The 20593-nt window shown below is 57.8% G+C and carries 17 protein-coding genes; 9 read left to right on the forward strand and 8 right to left on the reverse strand.

Annotated elements, in window-relative coordinates; translation table 11 throughout:
* The first annotated feature begins 155 nt into the window (after window positions 1-155).
* Both R5H23_RS09350 and R5H23_RS09355 read left to right on the forward strand, forming a co-directional pair.
* Window positions 156-2090, forward strand: a complete 1935-nt coding sequence (locus tag R5H23_RS09350; protein WP_317215222.1) for a flagellin — start codon at window positions 156-158, stop codon at window positions 2088-2090.
* Window positions 2091-2194: 104 nt separating this feature from the next.
* Window positions 2195-2611, forward strand: coding sequence for a flagellar biosynthesis regulator FlaF (locus R5H23_RS09355; RefSeq protein ID WP_317215223.1), 417 nt, complete (start codon window positions 2195-2197; stop codon window positions 2609-2611).
* A gap of 80 nt (window positions 2612-2691) precedes the next feature.
* Here R5H23_RS09355 and R5H23_RS09360 read toward each other — a convergent pair whose 3' ends face one another.
* The 3 genes from R5H23_RS09360 to folD are packed head-to-tail and all read right to left on the reverse strand — an operon-like array spanning window position 2692 to window position 6342.
* Complete coding sequence (locus R5H23_RS09360; RefSeq protein WP_317215224.1) at window positions 2692-4656, reverse strand: M1 family metallopeptidase; 1965 nt, start codon at window positions 4654-4656, stop codon at window positions 2692-2694.
* A 28-nt stretch (window positions 4657-4684) separates the two neighbouring features.
* Window positions 4685-5434: a methylenetetrahydrofolate reductase gene (locus tag R5H23_RS09365; protein ID WP_317215226.1), complete on the reverse strand. Its 750-nt coding sequence runs from the start codon at window positions 5432-5434 to the stop codon at window positions 4685-4687.
* Window positions 5434-6342, reverse strand: coding sequence for a bifunctional methylenetetrahydrofolate dehydrogenase/methenyltetrahydrofolate cyclohydrolase FolD (gene folD, locus R5H23_RS09370; protein ID WP_086633491.1), 909 nt, complete (start codon window positions 6340-6342; stop codon window positions 5434-5436). The genes R5H23_RS09365 and folD overlap by 1 nt, the downstream gene beginning before the upstream one ends.
* An 83-nt stretch (window positions 6343-6425) precedes the next feature.
* On the opposite strand from folD, the gene R5H23_RS09375 reads away from it, so the two are divergent.
* Window positions 6426-7490, forward strand: coding sequence for a low specificity L-threonine aldolase (locus R5H23_RS09375; RefSeq protein WP_317215227.1), 1065 nt, complete (start codon window positions 6426-6428; stop codon window positions 7488-7490).
* A gap of 70 nt (window positions 7491-7560) precedes the next feature.
* On the opposite strand, the gene R5H23_RS09380 is transcribed toward R5H23_RS09375, so the two are convergent.
* Window positions 7561-8589 carry an MYG1 family protein gene (locus R5H23_RS09380; RefSeq protein WP_317215228.1) on the reverse strand — a complete coding sequence of 343 codons (1029 nt, stop codon included), beginning with the start codon at window positions 8587-8589 and terminating at the stop codon, window positions 7561-7563.
* A 191-nt stretch (window positions 8590-8780) separates the two neighbouring features.
* Between R5H23_RS09380 and hflX the strand changes: the two genes are divergently transcribed.
* Entirely contained in the window at window positions 8781-10133 is a 1353-nt protein-coding gene (gene hflX / locus R5H23_RS09385; RefSeq protein WP_317215229.1) for a GTPase HflX, read from the forward strand.
* A 112-nt stretch (window positions 10134-10245) separates the two neighbouring features.
* Here the strand turns inward: hflX and pgm are convergent, their stop codons facing one another.
* From pgm to R5H23_RS09400, 3 genes are all read right to left on the reverse strand, one after another.
* Window positions 10246-11892, reverse strand: coding sequence for a phosphoglucomutase (alpha-D-glucose-1,6-bisphosphate-dependent) (gene pgm, locus R5H23_RS09390; RefSeq protein WP_317215230.1), 1647 nt, complete (start codon window positions 11890-11892; stop codon window positions 10246-10248).
* 189 nt (window positions 11893-12081) lie between these two features.
* On the reverse strand, window positions 12082-13608 hold the full coding sequence (locus R5H23_RS09395; RefSeq protein ID WP_046900645.1) for a Do family serine endopeptidase: 1527 nt from the start codon (window positions 13606-13608) through the stop codon (window positions 12082-12084).
* A 113-nt stretch (window positions 13609-13721) separates the two neighbouring features.
* Window positions 13722-14186, reverse strand: a complete 465-nt coding sequence (locus R5H23_RS09400) for a nucleoside deaminase (RefSeq protein WP_064274601.1) — start codon at window positions 14184-14186, stop codon at window positions 13722-13724.
* 6 nt (window positions 14187-14192) lie between these two features.
* On the opposite strand from R5H23_RS09400, the gene R5H23_RS09405 reads away from it, so the two are divergent.
* The 5 genes from R5H23_RS09405 to R5H23_RS09425 all read left to right on the forward strand — a co-directional run bounded on the left by R5H23_RS09405 (window position 14193) and on the right by R5H23_RS09425 (window position 19856).
* Window positions 14193-14933, forward strand: coding sequence for a gamma-glutamyl-gamma-aminobutyrate hydrolase family protein (locus R5H23_RS09405; protein ID WP_317215231.1), 741 nt, complete (start codon window positions 14193-14195; stop codon window positions 14931-14933).
* Window positions 14930-15715, forward strand: coding sequence for a pseudouridine synthase (locus tag R5H23_RS09410; protein WP_046900642.1), 786 nt, complete (start codon window positions 14930-14932; stop codon window positions 15713-15715). The genes R5H23_RS09405 and R5H23_RS09410 overlap by 4 nt, the downstream gene beginning before the upstream one ends.
* 3 nt (window positions 15716-15718) lie before the next feature.
* Window positions 15719-16318, forward strand: a complete 600-nt coding sequence (gene rsmD, locus R5H23_RS09415) for a 16S rRNA (guanine(966)-N(2))-methyltransferase RsmD (RefSeq protein WP_064274599.1) — start codon at window positions 15719-15721, stop codon at window positions 16316-16318.
* Window positions 16319-16435: 117 nt separating this feature from the next.
* On the forward strand, window positions 16436-19144 hold the full coding sequence (locus R5H23_RS09420) for a DNA translocase FtsK (RefSeq protein ID WP_317215479.1): 2709 nt from the start codon (window positions 16436-16438) through the stop codon (window positions 19142-19144).
* Window positions 19134-19856, forward strand: coding sequence for an RNA pseudouridine synthase (locus R5H23_RS09425; RefSeq protein WP_317215232.1), 723 nt, complete (start codon window positions 19134-19136; stop codon window positions 19854-19856). Before R5H23_RS09420 ends, R5H23_RS09425 begins: the two co-directional genes overlap by 11 nt.
* Here R5H23_RS09425 and R5H23_RS09430 read toward each other — a convergent pair.
* The gene (locus R5H23_RS09430; RefSeq protein WP_317215233.1) at window positions 19847-20584 is read right to left on the reverse strand and encodes a DUF4097 family beta strand repeat-containing protein; all 738 of its coding nucleotides are present in this window, start codon (window positions 20582-20584) and stop codon (window positions 19847-19849) included. The two genes, R5H23_RS09425 and R5H23_RS09430, sit on opposite strands and share 10 nt — an antisense overlap.
* Window positions 20585-20593: the final 9 nt, after the last annotated feature.

The raw sequence follows: 20593 nt of genomic DNA on the forward strand, positions 1-20593 counted from the left end.
GCCTATAAAATGCAAGAACTGCTTAAAATTTACCGGTTGTTTGCCTCTTTCCTGTCAAACCCTGTCACCGTTTTTTAAAGATGAAGATTCAGGTTCCCTTAACCATTCGAGGCCTATCGTGAAGGAGCAAAACTGCACCGACGGAGAATGTCTCGATGTCCATGTCAATCAATACAAATACAGCCGCCATGTCGGCTCTTCAGGTTCTGAACCAGACGACGGACCAGCTGAGCAAGACGCAGAACGCCGTGTCCACGGGCAAGAGCGTCAGCTCCGCCTCTGACAGCCCGGCCATTTACGCCATTTCCCAGACAATGAATTCCCAGATTTCGGCCCTGTCCGGTGTCTCGACAGGTCTTCAGTTCGCGGGGCAGGTTCTCAGCACGGCCTCTTCGCAGGCCGGGTCTATCTCGACCGTCCTGAGCAACATCTCCGAGACCGTGACGAACGCTGCCAATAACGGTGAAAATCAGGATACGCTGAACACCCAGCTGAGCAGCTACCTGTCCCAGGTTGATGTGGCGACTTCGAACTCGACCTTCCAGGGTGTGAACCTGCTATCCGGTTCAACCAGCAGCAGTGTGAAGTACACGCAGATTTCTGCTGCTCAGGACATCAATGGAAACCTCTTCACGCTGAATGGCGCTGATGCCACCTCGACAGGTCTGGGCTTGCAAGGTCTGAGCACAGACATGAAGGGCGCAACAATTGATGCCACGGCCATGAGCATCACGGGCACCGGCAACAGCACCACTGCGACGAGCCTGACACTGAAGAACCTGTCTGCGGCAAGCGCTTCCAGCGCAACTGCTGCCAACCCGGCCATCACGACGTCTTTTGTAATGGATTCTCAGCCGGGTTCCTCAGCAAAGGGGGCATCCTCAGCAGTTGGATCGGCGATTTCCAATGCACTGACGACGGCAGCGACCGTGACTGTTGGGTCCAACGGCGCTCTGAGCATTGATGGCGCCACGTCGAAGAGTCAGTCCGACGGCACAACAGTCTATACGCTCAAAAACGGGGACTCCATTTCTGCCAAAGCTGACGCCAGTGGCAACATGGCCTACAGCGTCACAAAGGCTGCGGACCTCGATGCGAATGGTAATGCAAAAGCCATGACCAATATCGTGGACGTCAACATCAGCGGTGCACGCACGGATTCCGCGACGAACACGAAGGCCGATCAACTTTCCACGCTTGTCACAGCCATTGGAAATGCCGGATTTGGCGCAGAACTGGAAAACGATGGTACGCTGACCGTCGCTGGTGGCAATCTGGATTCTTCCAGCGTCAACCTCTCCAACGGCAGCGCAGCAACGACGACCCTGTCAGTTCCGTCTTCTGCAGCATATGTTGACGGTCATACAGCGCTTACCGCTACCGACAGCACCGGGAACGTCACCAATTATGTGGCAAGTGCTGGCAGCCCGCTGTCTGATAATGCGGCTTCGGCAATGACCGACAGCATCAACGCAATTCTTGGCGCAACGGATAGCGATCACAAGATCAGCATCGGCGCCGATGGCACCCTAAATTCTGCTACCACTGCAACGGCGGGTTATACTGTCACTGGGTCCGCTGGTTCTTACACCGTTACAAACACAACGACGAACCAGACAACCAAATTCGATGCTGTCACATCAACAGATGGAACAGAAGCCAGCTACACAGCCTCGCTGGCAACGGCCACGGGCCTGACAAACTCAAGCGGCAAGCTGACTGGCGTGGCTCAGGGCACAACATTGACACTAGGTGATGGCATTGTTGGTGCCAGCATTCAGAAGCCTGTCTCGATTGCCTCCACCACTGGCACGAATGTCGTACAGCTTGCTGTCACGGGCGCCATCAACAAGATGAGCCGCATTTCTTCCAGCATTGGTGTGGCTTCCAATACCGTTACACAGCTTCAGACGTCCAACAGCACGCTGTCTGACGCTCTGACGACGGGCGTGGGCGCTCTGACGGATGCTGATCTTGCAGCAGAAAGCGCCAAGCTTACGTCCCTGCAAACGAAGCAGCAACTGGCCATTCAGTCGCTCTCGATTGCGAATTCGCAGTCTTCCAACATCATGTCGCTCTTCCGCGGTTGATGTCGGCGGGGCGCTGGTGAAAGCCAGCGCCCTTTCCTGAACTGTTCCAAAAGTTTCCCGTTTCCCGGGAGCCTTTTGAAACAGTCCTTTTGTAAAGGAGCATCATGTCCGTGACCTATGGCATGTCACAATACCAGAACCAGTCCGGCACCTATCTTCCGCCACGAGAAGTGGAAGCCATGGCGTTCAGACACGTTAATGGGCTGCTTTCGGCCGCAAAAACACGCTCAGATCGGCAGGCTGCATTGTCTGCCAATCTCAAACTCTGGGGCATTCTGATGCAGGGGGTCCAGCGGACGGACTGCCCTTTGGATGCAATTCTGCGCAAAGACCTGACGACCGTTGGAACCTGGTCCATGCGTTACGCCAATGTTGCGCTGAACTCGGATACATCCCTTCAGGCTCTCATTGATATCAATATGGACATGATTGCAGGTCTGTCAGCTTCTGCTGCCCCTTCCCCATATGCGGGGCCCGCAGCATCAAACGAAACTCGCGCAGCTATTCAAATGGTTGGGTGAAAACTACTCCTCCCACGCCCTTCAGGACATGGGAGTTTTTCCATTCCTGACACACATTGCATGTCAGGAATGGTGGCGTGTCATTTACGGTTATCGCTGCGGTCAATGTCCGGAATGACATGGTCCGGATCAAGCGTTACGGCCTTCACCGGACCATGGGCTTCAAACGTGACCTTCAAATCGCTGGTCTGCCGCCAGGCTTCCGTCGGGATACGGCGGTCCAGCGTTGTTCCGTCCTGATATTCGACGCGCAGAACAACAGGAAGAGGCAGGGTGCCGTAGTTCAGAACCTGTACAGACACAGGGTCTGTTCCTTTCTGCTCCACGGCTCCAACAGCGTAATCGGGCGCTGCGTTAGAGAAATACCATCCGCGCCAGAACCATGAGAGATCCTCACCGGCTTCGCTGCTCATCAAGCGGAAAAAATCCGAGGGCGATGGGTGATGAAAAGCCCAGACGGCAATATAGCGATGGAAGGCAGCGTCAAAACGCACAGGCCCGAGAATCTGCTCTCGCAGAAGCTTCAGCCCGTAAGCTCCTTTGAAATAGACAACGCTATGGCGGTAAGTTTCGGAGACCTCGTCGGCTCCCGCCATTAGGTTTGGCGCTTTTGAATCCGTCAGGACAGGAACGATATCCTGTGCGGGATTGCCAGTTTTCGGAGCAAATTCCGGGTCGCGCTTTGGCGCGAATTCCCCGTTGTGAAAATGATCTGACGCATACGCATCGATAAAGGTATTGAACCCTTCATCCATGAACGGATTACGCCGCTCATCAGAACCCACAATCATCGGGAACCAGTCATGGCCCAACTCATGCGTCGTGATCCAGAAGAGCTCCGGGTCCCGGTCACTCATGCCGTCAAACACGATACCCGGATATTCCATTCCGGCTCCGTGCCCGCCCAGATTAACGGCATTTGGCCATGGATATTCGTACCACTGAGACGAAAAATACTCGATGGCGTGTTTGACGTATTCCGTTGAGCGGTCCCATCCATGCGGGCCAATGCCTTCGCGGGGATAAACGGACATCGCCAGCCGCGGAACCGGACGATAATTGGCCCAGGGCGCAACCGGCGGCAGGTTAATACGAGCAGCATCCCACAGGAACGCAGGCGATGCCGTAAAGGCCACGTCGCGGCTATTGCGCATAACGTAATGCCAGGACACTTCCCCAGACTGCCTGAGATGGCTTTTGGGGTCTGTCACGTCATCAATGGTCCGGATCATGACGCGATTGTCGCTCTGGGCCGCCTGAGCCAGTCGCGCGCGCTCGGTTGTTGTCAGGGCCTGCTCCGGATTCAGGAGTGCCCCGGACCCGACGACCGTGAAGTTCCACGGAACAGTGACGGTGTAATCGAAGTTGCCATATTCCAGATAAAACTCCTGCCCGAGATAGGGCAGAGTGTTCCATCCCGCACGATCATCATACACGCTCAGGCGCGGGTACCATTGAGCAATCTCGTAAATTTCGCCCTCGCGAGACGGGGTGACAGCTGTACGACCTCCCCATTCTCCCGGGATTGTATAGTGCCACTCGATTTTAATGACTGCGACGCCATGAGCATCAAGGGCTCGGGGCAGTCGAAGCTGCATCCGGGTGTCGGTAAAGAGCGGCGTGACATCAACTTCATGGCCGCCCTGCACAATGGAAACACGCTCGATTTCCATGCCGGAAGTATGATGACCACCCGATGGAAATTTACCCCAGAACGAGGCCCGTGAGTCTGTGCGATAGAGGTTTTGCTCCAACTGAACCCACAGAACGTCTAGCGTTTCCGGGCTGTTGTTACTGTATGTGACGGTTTCGGCCCCATGCAGGACATGCGCCTGCGTGTCGATGCGGGATCGGATGACGTAATCCGTTCGGTTCTGCCAGTATTGTGGTCCGGGCAGACCAGAGCCCGAACGATAAACGTTCGGGGCATCAGGCAGTGTCAGCGGAGCAAAAACCGGAGCCGGGTCAGAGAGGGTTTTGGCCGAAAGAGCGGCCGGAACCAGCGCGCCTCCCAGAAGGGGTAAGAGAAAAAGGCATACGCGCATCCGGGCTATGATCTCCGCTCGTTAGTTCCTACCCCGTTATAATATCACCTAGGCCGCCCAGATAAGATGCCAGATCAACTTTCAGAGGCATAAGATAGGCATTGTCGTTCTTTTCGCGCACCAGTGTCAGCATCTGGCGCGCAAGATGCACGTTCCCTTCAAGGGTATCGTCATAGTCTTTGGGGAACACCACATGGTTAACGCGCTCCCAGTATCGGCGGGATCGTTCGCCCAAGACGGGTGAAACACCCCAGAACACCGTATCGTCCCGCAACCAGTCCATGGAGAGCTGGAGCATGTGCAGATCAAACAGCGGTTGAGTGAAGAAACCGCAGGCCCCGGCGTCTTTCTTCCGGGCGATATCTTCCAGCTCCAGCCAGGGAGCCCGGCGGTAAGGGTCAAATACCGCGTAAACATCCAGATGCGGCGCTTCCTTGCGATACCGCGCAATGATTTCCGCAGAAGTATTAGGGTAGGACACTCGATCACTTCCCGCAGGCAGTGGATCGCCTGCCACCACAAGCACGGATTTCAATTCTGGACGATCTGCACCCGGAAGAGGTGCTCCCGGAGCAATATCAATCGCCCGAATATGCGGAATCACATCCATGCCTGACCGACGGTTAACCTGTGCAGCAGCATCGTCACTGCGCAAGTCGAAACGGATCAGGTCCGGAATATTCAGAAGACCGACCTGCGGAAGCACTTTCTGTACCACCGCCACATCATCAAACAGCGCGTCTTCCGAGCGGGGAACCAGTTCAACAGAAACACGCATCAGAGGGCTTCACCCTTGCTTTGCCCCTGCGTAACGCGCGCAGCCTGAAGCGTATTGTGCAGGAGGCAGGCAATGGTCATTGGGCCAACGCCACCCGGAACAGGCGTAATATGGCCTGCAATGGGGAGCGCTTCCTCAAAAGCAACATCTCCCACAAGTCGTGTCCGGCCTTCAGGCGTCGGGACGCGCGTAATACCAACATCAATGACGGTAGCACCCGGCTTGATCCAGTCTCCACGAACAAGGCCGTGCTTGCCGGTTGCCACAACCAGAATGTCTGCCTCACGTGCCAGTGCTCGTGTGTCCCGCGTATGGATATGCGCGACCGAGACCGTGCAGTTCTGCTTCAATAGAAGCTGCGCCATGGGCTTTCCAACCAGACTGGACGCCCCGATCACCACAGCGTGCTTGCCCGTCATGTCCTTATGAACAGATTGCAGCAGCATAAGACATCCCAGCGGCGTGCAGGGGACTAGCCCGTCAATGCCCAGAGACAGGCGCCCGGCATTCACTTCACCCAGCCCGTCAACATCCTTATGCGGCGCGATCGCATTCGTCACGACAACCGGATCAATCTGGGGCGGCAACGGAAGCTGGACGAGAATACCGTGAATCTGCGGGTTCGCGTTCAGCTGTGCAAGGAGCTCCAGAAGCTCTTCCTGCTTCGTGCTTTGCGGCAGCATGTGCATGAAGGAGCGCATGCCAGCACGGTGCGTCTGAATGGCTTTGTTCTTCACATAGACTTCAGATGCAGGATCGTTGCCGACCAGAACAACCGCCAGCCCCGGCACGGCATTGCCCTGCTCGATAAAGCTGGAAACTTCACGGCCGATACGGTCTGTCAGAGACCGGGCAATACCTTTGCCATCTATGAGTTTGCCGGCCAGTTCAGGGGGAAACGTGCTCATGGGCTCTCCGGATGGCAACAGGCTGCAGTTTCAGTTACGATTCAGGCTACAGCCCGCGTCGTGCGCAGGAAAAGGATGGTTTTATGTCCGAGGAAATACGCAAGAACTTCGCCAGTGACAATGTTACCCCCATCTGCCCTGAAGTCATGGCAGCCTTGCTGGCCGCCAATGAGGGCAGTGTTGGATCTTACGGAGCAGATGATCTTACCCAATCCCTGAACAAACGGTTTGGGGACATCTTCGAGACGGAAGTGGCTGTTTTCCCGATCGCGACTGGAACTGCCGCCAACAGTATCGCGCTTTCCGCGCTGGTCTCACCTTACGGAGCCGTGTTGTGCGACCAGAGCGCCCATATCAACACGGATGAAGGTGGCGCTCCGGAATTCTACATGCATGGCGCCAAGCTCGTCTGCATTCCATCCGCAGAAGGAAAGCTGGACCCGGCGACAATGCCTGCCGTTCTCAGGAATAATGAGGAAAGCGGTATTCTCAGCCCTGTCATTCAGGCCCTGTCACTCACACAGGCGAACGAATGGGGACTTGTCTATAGTCTGGAGGAGTTGGCCGCACTGACGCGCATCGCACACGACCATGGCCTGAGTGTGCATCTTGATGGCGCGCGCCTGGGGAATGCGGTGGCCCATCTTGGCTGCTCTGCGGCAGACGTGACGTGGAAAGCAGGTGTGGATGTTCTGAGCTTCGGAGGCACCAAGGCTGGCGCAATGGCGGCGGAAGCCGTGGTCTTTTTCCTCAATGAGCGGACACGCCCACTGGTTAAAGAGTTTCTGCGTCGCATCAAACGCAGTGGCAATCTGTGGTCCAAGCATCGCTTCCTGAGTGCGCAGCTTCACGCATTGCTGGAAAACGATGTGTGGCTCCGGAACGCTGCCCATGCCAACCAGATGGCCCAGCGTCTCGTCGATGGGCTTCGTCGTCATCCGGCAGCCCAGATGCCTTATGAACGGCAGAGCAACGAGGTTTTCGTCATCCTGCCGGATCTGGTTTTGAAAGATCTGGAAGCTGTGGGCTACACCTTCTACCGCTGGCCTACACCGGAAGACGTCTCTGGCACACTGATCCGTCTGGTCACGAGTTACTACACCCGGCCAGAAGATGTAGACGCGCTGCTTGCCGAAATTGCAGCCTGAACCAGCATTTACAGATTAGACATTGATCCGGGCATTGTTGTCCGGATCAATGTCCTTCTAGTGAAGACGATCAGCCAGCTTTGGATTGCAGGGCCGCATCGATTTCCAACGCCAGGCGCGCCATGGTGATGGCCCCGTCCCGGCTTCCCGCGCCACAGATGAAACGGGCCGGATGTGCAAAAACTGCATCCGGAACGCCCGAAACGGCCGCTAGCGCAGTTTTTTCTAGCCCACCCCAAGCCTCCGGCAGTGACACACGCTGCCCGAAATCGCCGCGCACAGGAGGAATGGCTTTCACATTCCACTGCTCCGGGCCTGCTGGAGAGACAACATACACCACCGGCAGGTCACGCTCGAAAATGACCTTTTCCGTGGGCATTCCCGTTTCCATGACAAGGATGCGCTTATCTTCTGCTGCCTCGTAAGCTTCCACAACGCGGTTAGCCGCCTTGAGGCTGGCCCGTACACGGTCAACCATATTGACCAGATGGGATGCGACGGCCGTTGCCGCATTCGCAAACCCTAAAGCTTCACGCTTTTTGGCTTCCTGCGCTCCGTAAAGCTCCGCAGTATCCCAGGCCGGGCTGCACGCAGAAACAATATCCGCAAGAGACAGCTTGCCCATCTTGGCCACGCCATTGTCATCTTGATCAACGGGAATGATCAGGGACTTGTCGAGCGACTGCCAGATGGCGGCAACCATGTCCTCGGTCACCGGTGTGGTGACGATATTGCGGATGGCAGCGTGGCCGTAGTCCTTCCACAACAGACCCGCAGCGCTATACGGCGTCCCGTCATCACGCAGGGGCTTGTCCTTCATGTGATGGTCATACCGCCCGATGGACGGATCAAAGACACCGCCGACATCAAAAACGATATCGGCTTCTGCAATACGCTCCGGTGACCGGGTGCGAACAAACTGCAGGCGGTCGTCTGCGTCCTCACCGAGCACACGGCCACGCAGACTGCCTTCCGGCGAAAGGGCGTAGTGAAGAATGGCGTAACCCAGCGTCTCGTCGGCATGGAAATTGCCCGAGTGGGTCAATGCCTTGACGGTTCTGGCTTCTTTTCCGAGACCAATTGGGGTGTGTTCTGACATCTGTACGGACCTGCTGACGGAAAAAGGGTGGTTTCTGATTGTGCCTTCTCATGCCGCACCCCCCAGCCCCAGACAACAAACTTCGTCAGAAACGTGCAGAAAATCCGTCTCGTTCTGCCTCATCGAAACAGTGAATCACGCCGTCCATGCATTTCGATGGCGTTGTCATAATCCGTGCTATGTAAGGGCGAATGGAAACAAAGCTCCCCATTCCGCTCGCCGTTCTTGTCGGCATCCAGACCCCTGACGTCGATGACGTCGCACACGAAGCCAGCCTGGAAGAACTGGGGAGACTGGTTAAAACGCTTGGCTATGATGTCATCGGGTCCGTCTCGCAAAAGCGCGAAGGTACGGGCGCTGCGTCGCTCCTTGGCGCTGGTAAGCTGGAAGAGCTCGCAGACATTACCGGCGGCCGCGGGATCATCACACCGATGGTCAAGACCCCGATGACAAAGGCCCGCAAACGCTTTGAGGGCACCATTGAAGCATCAGAGCCCGATGAAGAAGACTTAGATGGCCCCCGCAAGCCAGAATTCGTCATTGTTGACCACGAACTGACGCCCAGTCAGATCCGCAATCTCGAACGCGCTACCGGCGCGCAGGTGCTGGATCGTACGGGTGTCATTGTTGAAATTTTCCATCGTCACGCCAATACCCGCGAAGCAAAGCTTCAGGTGGAGATGGCGCGGCTAAAATACGTTGCCCCACGCCTGCGGGAATCCTCGAATGGTGGCGGCAGACAGCAGGGGCCTGGGGCTGGCGAAACCAATCTGTCGCTTGATCGCCGCAAGATCCGGGACCGCCTTGCCGAGCTGAAAACCCAGCTGGAAGCCGTGCAACGCGATAGCGATAACCGGCGTTCTGCACGGCGGGATCAGCTCCGCGTCGCGCTGGTGGGTTACACCAACGCTGGTAAGTCCTCCCTGATGCGCGCGCTCACCGGTAGCGAAGTTCTGGTACAGGACAAGCTCTTCGCTACGCTCGATACGACAGTCCGGACACTTCAGCCCGAGACACGTCCGCGTATTCTTGTGTCCGACACGGTGGGTTTCATCAAACAGCTCCCCCATGATCTGGTCGCCTCGTTCCGCTCCACGCTGTCTGAAGCGCTGGAAGCGTCACTACTGCTGTTTGTCGTAGATGCCTCGGACCCGACTTACGAAGCTCAGCTTGAGGTTAGCCGCAGTGTTCTGCATGAAATCGGAGCGGATGTTGTGCCGTCCCGGCTTGTTCTGAACAAAATGGATAAAGTGGATGACGCCCGGCGCGCTGAACTGCTGGAAAAGCATCCCGACGCCATTCCATTGTCTGCCCATCGGCCTGACGATGTCAGTGCTTTACGAGAGAGCCTGATCGCCTTTTTCGAGACGAAGATGGTCGATGATGTTCTGGTACTGCCCTACTCGAAACAGGGACTGATCGGCGAGATTTACGAGAGCGCCCGCGTCCTGTCCGAAGATCACGACGAGACAGGTCGCATCCTAAAAATCCGCGGCCTGCCGGGTGCCATTGCACGGTTGCACCGAAGCCTCTCGGGAAAATAAAGGCCCGTACTGCCTTTCTGAACGGGCGGGAAAAACATTCCACAAAAAAGGCCACCATCTCGTTTAAAGATGGTAGCCCAATGTTGTTACTGCGTTTTTGAAGGCGACACCTTCAAGACGCAAAGACTTTGGAAATCGCAGCCTGTGCCTCGTCCTGAATGGCCTTCAGGTGCTCTGGGCTTTTGAAGCTCTCGGCATAGATTTTGTAAACATCTTCCGTGCCGGACGGACGGGCTGCGAACCAGCCGTTTTCCGTCACAACCTTCAGGCCGCCGATCGCCGCGCCATTACCCGGTGCCTTCGTCAGCTTGGCAATGATCTTGTCACCAGCCAGTTCTTCAAGCGGGAACTGCTCAGGCGCCAGCTTGCTGAGCTTGGCCTTCTGCTCCGGGTTCGCTGCTGCGTCGATCCGCGCATAATATGGCGTTCCGAGACGGGCGATGATCTCGTGATAATGCTGGCTCGGGTTCTTGCCCGTCTTGGCTGTAATTTCCGCAGCAAGAAGACCGAGAATGAGGCCGTCCTTGTCGGTCGTCCAGACTGAACCATCACGACGCAGGAAAGTTGCGCCTGCGCTTTCCTCGCCGCCGAAGCCCAGCGAGCCATCCATCAGGCCCGGCACGAACCATTTCAGGCCGACCGGCACCTCGACCAGTTTGCGGCCCATATCTGCGACAACGCGATCAATCAGACCACTGCTCACCAGCGTCTTGCCGACACCGAGATCAGGCTTCCACTCGGGGCGGTTCTGGAACAGGTACGAAACCGCCACAGCCAGATAGTGGTTCGGGTTCATCAAGCCATCCGGCATGGCCACGATACCGTGACGGTCTGCATCCGTGTCATTGGCGAACGCGACGTCAAAATTCTGGCCCATCTTGATGAGACGCGCCATGGCATAGGGCGAAGAACAGTCCATACGGATCTGTCCGTCCCAGTCTGCCGTCATAAACGCAAACTGCGGGTCCACAACATCGCTGACGATCGTAGCGTTCAGGCCGTACTTCTCAACAATCGGCTTCCAGTAGCCAACGGCAGCGCCACCAAGCGGATCAATACCAATCTTCACGCCCGCATCACGGATGGCCGCCATGTCAATGACGTTTTCCAGATCAGCCACATACGGCGTGACGTAATCATAGCGCTTGATGGACGGTGCGTTCTTGGCTTCGTCGTAAGGCAGGCGCTTTACGTCCTTCAGGCCATCCGCCAGCAGCTCATTCGCCATGTCCTGAATGGCTTTCGTCACGGCAGTATCCGCCGGACCACCATTCGTCGGATTGTACTTGAAACCACCATCCGTCGGCGGGTTATGGGACGGCGTGACAACCACACCATCGGCCAGACCCGTCGTGCGGCCCTTGTTGTAGGTCAGAATAGCGTGGGAAATGACGGGCGTCGGCGTGTAGCCATCGTTCTGGTCGATGCGGACATCAATGCCGTGGGCCGCGAAAACCTCAATGGCCGAGCGCTGTGCCGGTGCCGACAGGGCGTGCGAGTCAATGCCAATGAAGAGCGGTCCATCAATCCCCTCCGCCTTACGATACCGACAGATTGCTTCACAGATGGCGAGGATATGGCCTTCGTTGAAGCTGGTATGGAAAGACGAACCACGGTGTCCGGAAGTCCCGAACGAAACACGCTGGGTCGGGATGGAGACGTCCGGCTTGCGATCATAATAAGCGGCAACCAGGGCCGATATATCCGTCAACTGCGACTGATCGAGCGTTTTTCCGGCGAGGGGGCTGATATTGGCCATTAATCCAAAATCCTTAACAGATCCGCGTTTTAAGCGACCGTAACGCACGAACGCCAATTGCGGCTCAGAAAAACTTATCTCGGGCCTTCTGTCCAGTTACAGAACTCTGACGCCTTCCCTTGTGGCGACCATAAAAAAGCGGGGAGACATCTGTCCCCCCGCTTTGTTTCGCAAAACCGGATACGAGAATTACTGGAGATCGTCGCCGGAGCTGCCATCATCCGAACCATCAGGCGAGACAGCAACAAAGAGCTGCTGCCCGTCACGCAGGATGCGTAGCAGCGGGGGCTGCTTGCGGGACAGAGCATCACGCACCTGTGCCACCACAGCCTTGGGAGACGGCGTGACGTGATTTCCCACGGCCACAATAATGTCGCCCGGACGGATGCCAGACTGATCAGCCGGGGAACCCTGAACAACGTCAGCAACGACGGCGCCCTGCACGCTGTCATCCAAGCCCAGCTCCTGTCGCGCGCGCGGCGTCAGGGATGCCAGAGACACACCAAGCTTGCCAGCACCGGCGGACTGGCTGCTATCTGCACCACCACTGCCATGATCCTGATTGGCGAGGTTGCCCACCGTGAACTTCACATCCATCGGCTTGCCATCACGCAGCAGGTTCACCGTAGCGTCTGTTCCTGGTGCAATGGAGACAACCTTCACAGCCAGATCATGGCCGTTCTTCACCGGATGGCCATTCAGCGTCAGGATTACGTCACCGCTCTTGATACCAGCCTTCTCAGCCGGGCTACCCTTGGAGACGGACGCCACCAGCGTACCATGCGGAGGAGCACCGGGCTCCGGAGACTTTAGATTGAGCGCCTGAGCCATCGTCGGAGAAATATCCTGCCCCTCGATGCCGAAATAGCCACGCGTCACATGACCCGTCTTTTCAAGCTGATCGACGACAGATCGCACCGTGTTGGACGGGATGGCGAAGCCGATACCGATTGAACCGCCACCGTTCGGCGAAATGATCATGGAGTTGATGCCCACGACCTTGCCATCCTGCGTGAACAGCGGGCCACCGGAGTTGCCGTGGTTGATCGGCGCATCAACCTGGATGAAGTCGTTATACGCGCCGGAATGCAGATCACGGCCCAGAGCCGAGACGATACCTGCCGTCACGGTTCCGCCAAGACCGTAGGGATTGCCGACGGCAACGACCCATTCGCCCGGCTGGACATCGTCAGAATCACCGAGGTCAATGAACGGCAGTTTACCTGTCGGCTTCACACGCAGAAGAGCCACGTCCGTCTTCGGATCACGGCCAATGATCTTAGCCTGCAATGTGGTCCCGTCATCCAGCGTGACCGTCACCTTCGTGGCGCCATTCACAACGTGGTTGTTGGTCACGACATAACCATCAGCCGAGATGATGAAGCCTGATCCGCGAGCTTCCACCGTGCGGTTCTGCTGCTGTTGCTGCGGCATCATCTGGAACGGGAAAGGAAACGGGAAAGGCGAACCCTGCATTCCGCCGCCGCCATCACCACCTGGCCCGTTCTCTTCCTGCTCGGCAACATCGGCCTTGATGTGTGCCGTGATGGAAACAACGGCAGGCTTCACCTGCTTCACAAGAGTGACGAAGTTGGGGAGCGCCTGAACATTGGTCTGCGGCTTGATGGCTCCGTTATCCGCCATGGCAGCGGGAGCGGCGACCAGAAAGGTCGTGGCAGCGAGGGCAGCAAGGGAAGCGCGGAAGCGTGTGGTCATGTCAGTCCCGATTGTTACAGAAGAACGGTTCGGTCGTTATAAGTCCGCACTATGCACTGCGTTCCCATTCACCAAGCTGACCGGGAGGTGAAACATCCGTAAGTCTTTGTTTGTCACCCTTTCCGCAGCCGCTGGAAGAATGTCCTGAGCTGAAGAGCAGCTTCCCGTTCGCGTAGTCCGCCGATCACTTCCGGCCTGTGCAGGCAGGTCGGCCGTTCAAACACACGCGGGCCGTGTTCCACCCCGCCACCTTTGGGATCATAAGCACCGAACACGACACGCTCGCACCGAAAATGCACAATGGCGCCCGCGCACATCGGGCAGGGCTCCAGCGTGACAACAAGCGTACATCCTGTCAGTCGCGGAGAACCCAGCTTCACTGCTGCGGCACGCATGGCTAAGAGTTCAGCATGGGCCGAGGCGTCATACAGTTCCTCTACGCGGTTGCGCGCCACGGACACGACATCTCCCGCCGCATCCAGCACAACCGCCCCCACGGGAACTTCACCCTGTCGGGCCGCTTCGTCTGCGGCATCAAGAGCCATCTGCATGGCGCGGCTTGTATCGGCCTGAATCATAATGCGATGATGCGGCGTATGACCACTGCCCGTCCATCCCCTTCCCGGAACACAGCTCCGCTCATTGGTCTTACGCTCGATCATGAGCCTGGCGGTCCGGGGCAATTTTCTCGCTATCCTTATCATGCCTTGCGGGAAAATTATCTCACGACCCTCAGTGACGCTGGCGGCTTACCAGTCTGTCTGGGGTATGTGGGGAATGCGGACGCGATGATAGAGCGCCTGGATGCCCTCGTTATCACTGGCGGCGCGTTTGATGTTGATCCTGCGCTGTATGGAGAAGAGCCTCACGCGCTAACCACCCCCCGTCCCGCCAGAACATCTGCCGAGCTTGCCCTTCTGCGTGCTGCGCTCAAGCGGGACATTCCTGTTCTGGGAATCTGCGGCGGCATGCAACTTATGGCCGTGAATGCGGGTGGGACACTGATCCAGCATCTTCCACCCGAACTGGAACACGAGCAGCCCAACCCGCGCCATGAACCCGGGCATACGGTTTCCCTTGTGGCTGGCACCCGCCTGGCCCGTATTTCTGAGACCGAGATTATGCACGTCAATTCGTCCCATCATCAGGCTGTACGGACGGCAGGAAGGGCAAAAATCTCGGCTGTTGCAGCAGACGGTGTGATCGAGGCAATCGAACTGGACGACGCAAAATTCGCCATTGGTGTACAGTGGCATCCTGAATTCACCCTCGACCCCGGCGACCGTCGCCTGTATGCGGCGCTGGTGGAGGCAGCAGCACGATGACCGAAGAACTTAACCCGACCCCTGAAACATCCGACGGCCCAAGAGGCGAACGCATCGCGAAGTTCCTTGCGCGCGCTGGCGTTGCCAGCCGTCGTGACGTGGAACGCATGATCGAAGACGGCCGGATCAAGATGGACGGCCAGCCCGTCACGCATCCCGCAACATTCGTTCAGCCGGGTGATATCGTGCTGGTTGACGGTAAGCCCGTGGATAATCCCGAGCGTACCCGTCTGTGGCGTTATCACAAGCCTGACGGCCTTCTGACCACGCATCGTGACCCGCAGGAACGCCGGACAGTTTTTGACTCCCTGCCTGAGGGAATGCCGCGTGTTATCAGCGTCGGCCGACTGGATATCAATTCCGAAGGTCTGCTGCTGCTGACAAACGATGGCGAACTGGCACGTCGTCTGGAGCTACCCGGCAATGCCTGGGTCCGCCGTTACCGTGTGCGCGTCTTTGGCATGGTGGACGAGAGACGTCTGGCCTCTCTGGTCGATGGTTTTGAATTTGAAGGCATCCGTTATGGCTCGATCGAAGCCGAACTGGATTCCGTCAAGGGTGACAACTCCTGGCTGACCGTCTCTCTGCGTGAAGGTAAGAACCGTGAAATCCGTCAGGTTATGCGCGGCCTGAACCTGCATGTGAGCCGCCTGATCCGTCTGTCGTATGGTCCATTTCAGCTCGGCTCCCTGAAGGCGCGTGAGCTTGAGGAAGTCAACGGGAAGACGCTGCGCGAGCAGATCCCCGATCTACCTGCTCCGACCCGCAAGCGGACCCGCTGATTCATGCGGATTGTTGGCGGAGAGAACAAGGGCCGTGCACTTATGGCCCCACGGGGAGAAGGGACGCGCCCGACATCTGATCGGACGCGGCAGGCCATCTTTGACATGCTGGCTCATGCCCCGTGGTACGGGCATGATGAGCTTGAAGAGGCCATTGTCCTGGATGGTTATGCCGGAACAGGGGCGATGGGCCTGGAAGCCCTGTCCCGAGGGGCTCAGCGCGCATCTTTCATCGAGCGGGACCGCAATGCCCTGAACGCCCTGCGCGCCAATCTCGATATCTGCCGCGCTCGGGACATCTCCCGCGTGTTGAGTTGCAGCGTGACGCATCCGCCCCGTGCGACAGAGCCGCATACGCTGATTTTCCTGGATCCACCTTACGGGAAAACACTGGTCGAATCGGGTCTGCGCGCTCTGGCACGAGGGGGCTGGATTGCTGAAGGTGCACTGATCGTTGCAGAGACGGGAGCGACCGAAGATTTTGCCCCGTTTGTGCCACCTTCCGAACACTTTTCCCCCACACTTCCTGCCGAGCCACTCGTGATCCGGAAATTCGGCGCGGCAAAGGTGACCATCTGGCGACATTCATCCACTGTTCCTTAATTTTCCTACTGTATTCAGTGGCCTGTCAGGTATAATTCAGTCTTGATCTGAAAGCCGTAATCCAAAAAACCGACGGGGTGACGAGACTTGGCCGTGTTCAGCCGTTCGACCAGCACAGTGCGCAACATCGTTCGTGAAGCACACGACCGTCACATGACACCAAAGCTCCGGAGTGCGCTGAACGCCCGCCTCATGGAGCTTCTGGGACTGGGCTTTCTGATTGCGGCTGTTGCCATCGGCATCGCGCTGTGGAGCTTCAACCCGCACGATCCGTCGTTCAATACGTCCACGGGAACAGAACCCACGAACCTTCTGGGCCGGACCGGCGCCACTATTTCGGATGGTCTGGTGCAGTGGCTGGGCCTAGGAAGCGGTCTGCCGATTGTCGTGCTGCTGGCCTGGGCCTGGCGTATGGTCCGCCATCACGGCATGAGCGCACCCATCGTCCGGATTATCGCTGCACTCCTGCTTCTTCCAGCCGGCGCCACGTTCATTGGCACGCTCCAGCTGCTTATTCCGGGGCTTGAAGTGGCCTGGCCGACAGCGGCTGGTCTGGGCGGCGAAATGGGCGTGTCCTGTGCTCATCGTCTGCTTGACGCCGCACACGCTGAAGCCGGTTCAGCAGGCAGCGCATTGGCAGTGTTTCTTGTTCTGCTCCTGATGGGCATTCTGATGCCACTTGCCATGGGGCTTCAGTGGCGCGAATGGCGCGCCATGGGACAGGGGGCCGCATTGCTGGCCCGCCAGCCCGTGGCTCTTGCCCGACGCATGAACGGCCCGCAGACGTCCGATCGTCCTGCTCCCGACCCGCGTCAGTACGAATTCCAGCGTGGCAACACGGGAAGCAGCCCTGCACCAGATGCAGCGCCCTTGTCTTTTCTGCGTCGCAGCTTCGGCAAGAGCGACCCAAGCACGCGCCCGTCTCCCTTTGTGCCGCAGAACACGGGCTGGATGCAGCCTCCCATGGAAACGGCGGAGGATCCTTACGAGCATCCGGCAGTCATGCGGAAAGAAGCTGCCAACGCCGCGGCCCCAGATCCGCAGGTGCCGGAAGAGGAAGAAGCGCCGTCCAACCCTTATGCGGAACGACTGGCGCAGATTGCCCGCCAGAGGAATGTTCAAACGATCCAGCGTTCGCATGTTGAAGACGATGCGGATGAAGATGGACCGCAGAGCAGCATCGAGCCGCCTGCACCAGAGCCGGAACAGCGCCGCAGCCTCTTCGGAATGCGTCGTCCTGAGCGCCCGGCTCAGCCACAACCTGCCGCCCGCCCGATGCTACCGCGCACCCCCGCAGCAACAGGCTGGGAACTTCCTCCGCTGTCTCTACTGAACCCACCGCCCGCACACGCCTCCACAGGCCCCTCGCAGGAAACACTTCAGTCCAATGCACGACTGCTGGAAAGCGTTCTGGCGGATTACGGCGTTCAGGGCACGATTGGCGACATTCACGCAGGCCCGGTTGTCACGCTTTATGAGCTTGAACCTGCTCCGGGTATCCGATCTTCACGTGTGATCGGTCTGGCGGATGACGTGGCGCGGTCCCTCTCCGTTCTCAGTGTGCGTATCGCGACGGTACCGGGCCGGAATGTCATTGGTATCGAGGTTCCGAATGCCAAACGCGAGATGGTGTTCTTCTCCGAACTGCTTATGACGCCGGAATGGACCAATGGCGTAGGCCGCCTCCAGATTGCGCTGGGCAAGGATATTGCTGGCGTTCCGGTCTATACGGACCTCGCAAAAATGCCGCATCTTCTGGTGGCTGGTACGACTGGGTCGGGTAAGTCCGTCGGCATCAACTCCATGATCCTGTCACTGCTCTATCGGCTTAGCCCGGAAGAGTGCCGTTTGATCATGATTGATCCAAAGATCTTGGAACTGTCGATTTACGACGGAATTCCGCATCTTCTGACCCCTGTGGTGACGGAACCGGCAAAGGCTGTCAGTGCTCTCAAGTGGACCGTGCAGGAGATGGACCGTCGCTATCGTCTGATGGCGCAGCTTCAGGTCCGTAATATCAACGGCTACAACGAACGCGTCAGCCAGCTTCGGGCATCCGGGGAGATGGTTACCCGCCGCGTTCAGACCGGGTTTGATCCTGAGACAGGCAAGCCCGTCTTTGACGAACAGCAGGTTCCGCTGGAAAACCTACCGTATATCGTCGTGGTGATCGACGAAATGGCTGACCTGATGATGGTCGCTGGCAAGGAAATCGAGACGGCGGTGCAGCGTCTTGCGCAGAAGGCTCGTGCGGCTGGTATTCACGTCATCATGGCCACGCAGCGCCCGTCCGTTGACGTGATTACCGGCACCATCAAGGCCAACTTCCCAACCCGTATTTCCTTCCAGGTCATCAGCAAGTTCGACAGTCGCACCATTCTGCAGGAACAGGGTGCCGAGCAGCTTCTTGGTCAGGGTGATATGCTGTTCATGCAGGGCGGTGGCCGCATTACACGTGTCCATGGCCCGTTTGTGGCTGATGATGAGGTCGAAGAGGTCGTGGCAGATCTGCGCTCCAAGGGCGATCCGATCTACAACGATGATGTTGTCTCCGGGGAAGATGAAGAAGGTGGCTCCTCCGGTGGCGGCATGAGCAGCGGCGGAAGCGGTGGAGATGGTGAAGGCAGCCTGTTCGAACAGGCCGTAGACATTGTCATGACGGAAGGTCGCGCCTCGACCAGCTTTATCCAGCGCCATCTTTCGATCGGGTATAACCGCGCGGCGAAACTGATTGACCAGATGGAAAAGGAAGGCATCATCGGGCCAGCCAACCATGTGGGCAAACGTGAAATTCTAGCCCGTCGTCCTGCATCCCATGAGGACTGACAGACGCAGAGGCCGCGGCGAAACTCCCCCCTCCCCTGCCCCGCGTGGTCTTTTCTATCTGGGGCAGGATCTTCCTGTTCTGCTGGAAACATCGCGCTTCCTGATCCTGAACAAACCTGCCGGGCTGGCTGTTCACCCCGGTCCATCCACTCAGGATTCCGTAGAGACGCGCCTCGTGACCCATCCACGTGGAGGGCCTTGGCTGGCCCACCGCCTTGATGCGGATACATCTGGCTGCCTGCTGATTGCACGCCGCAAGACGGCTCTGATCGAAGCCCAGAATGCTTTTCAGGCACGCCAGGTCCGCAAACTGTACTGGACCGTTGTTGAAGGCGTCCCAGCTCAGCAGGAAGGCGAGATTTCCGCTCCCCTGCTCCGACATTCGATGCCCTCAGGCTGGCGTATGATTGTGGATCCGAAAGGCGATGCTGCCATCACACGGTGGCGCGTTCTGGGCCAGGCAGGCAGCCGGAGCTGGCTGGAGCTGGAACTTCTGACAGGACGTACCCATCAGGCCCGCATCCATTGTGCCCATCTCGGGACACCGATTGTGGGTGACCGGGTTTACGGCTCAGAAAATGCAGGAGGCCTGCATCTTCTGGCTCGTAGCCTTCACGTACCGCTCGCTGAAGAAACCCTCGACGCTGTTGCGCCGCCCGCCCCAGCTATGGCCGAGGCGCTGCGCCATTTAGGATGGGACGGTCAGTCCTGAACGATACGGATGGTTCCAGAGACATCCCGGAGCGTGACATGGTCTTTCCCGTCACCGACCTTTCCACTTGCTGTAATCTTCCGGGATTCACTTGAGACAAGGCTCGGCTTCTCCCACGGACCAACATTCACAGCCAGACCCAGTGACTGCTCAAGGGGAAAGTCTTTCTGTGAACGTCCCTGACGGAGCTGGATGTCGAAGGTGCCACCAAAACCCTTCGGCACGTGAAGCGTGATATCGCCGGACGCAGATTCCAAAAGCACAGTGCGTGCATTGGGTGCTGAGGTCAGGGTGATGTCCTGATCGCCGCTGGAGCTTTTGGCCGTGACGTCCCCGGCTGCTTTCTCAAGATGTGCGTCACCGCTCACGGTCATCAGCATCGCAGCCCCGGCTGCCCCGGCAACAGTGATATCGCCGCTAACGGACTTGATCTGAAGCGCCCCCTGAATCTGACCAACCTGCGTATCGCCACTGACCGTTGTGACGGATACGGGGCCATTGGATGATGAAACGTCCGTATCGCCACTGACACTTCGGATGGACAACGGCCCGGAAGAAGTTTTGACTTCTACATCCCCACTAATGGTGGAAATGATCCCCCCTTCCGGCAGGGTTGCGTAGGATAGATCTTCGCTGGATGTGCTCTGACTGAGCGGAGCAGCGAGCGCGCTGGAAGTCAGGCAAGTTGCAGCAAGCAGCACAGGGAAAACGGCACGGAAAACAGGCATTGTATTCGC

The sequence above is a fragment of the Gluconobacter sp. GP1 genome (genome assembly GCF_032913585.1).
In the GTDB taxonomy this organism is placed as follows: Bacteria; Pseudomonadota; Alphaproteobacteria; order Acetobacterales; family Acetobacteraceae; genus Gluconobacter; species Gluconobacter cerinus.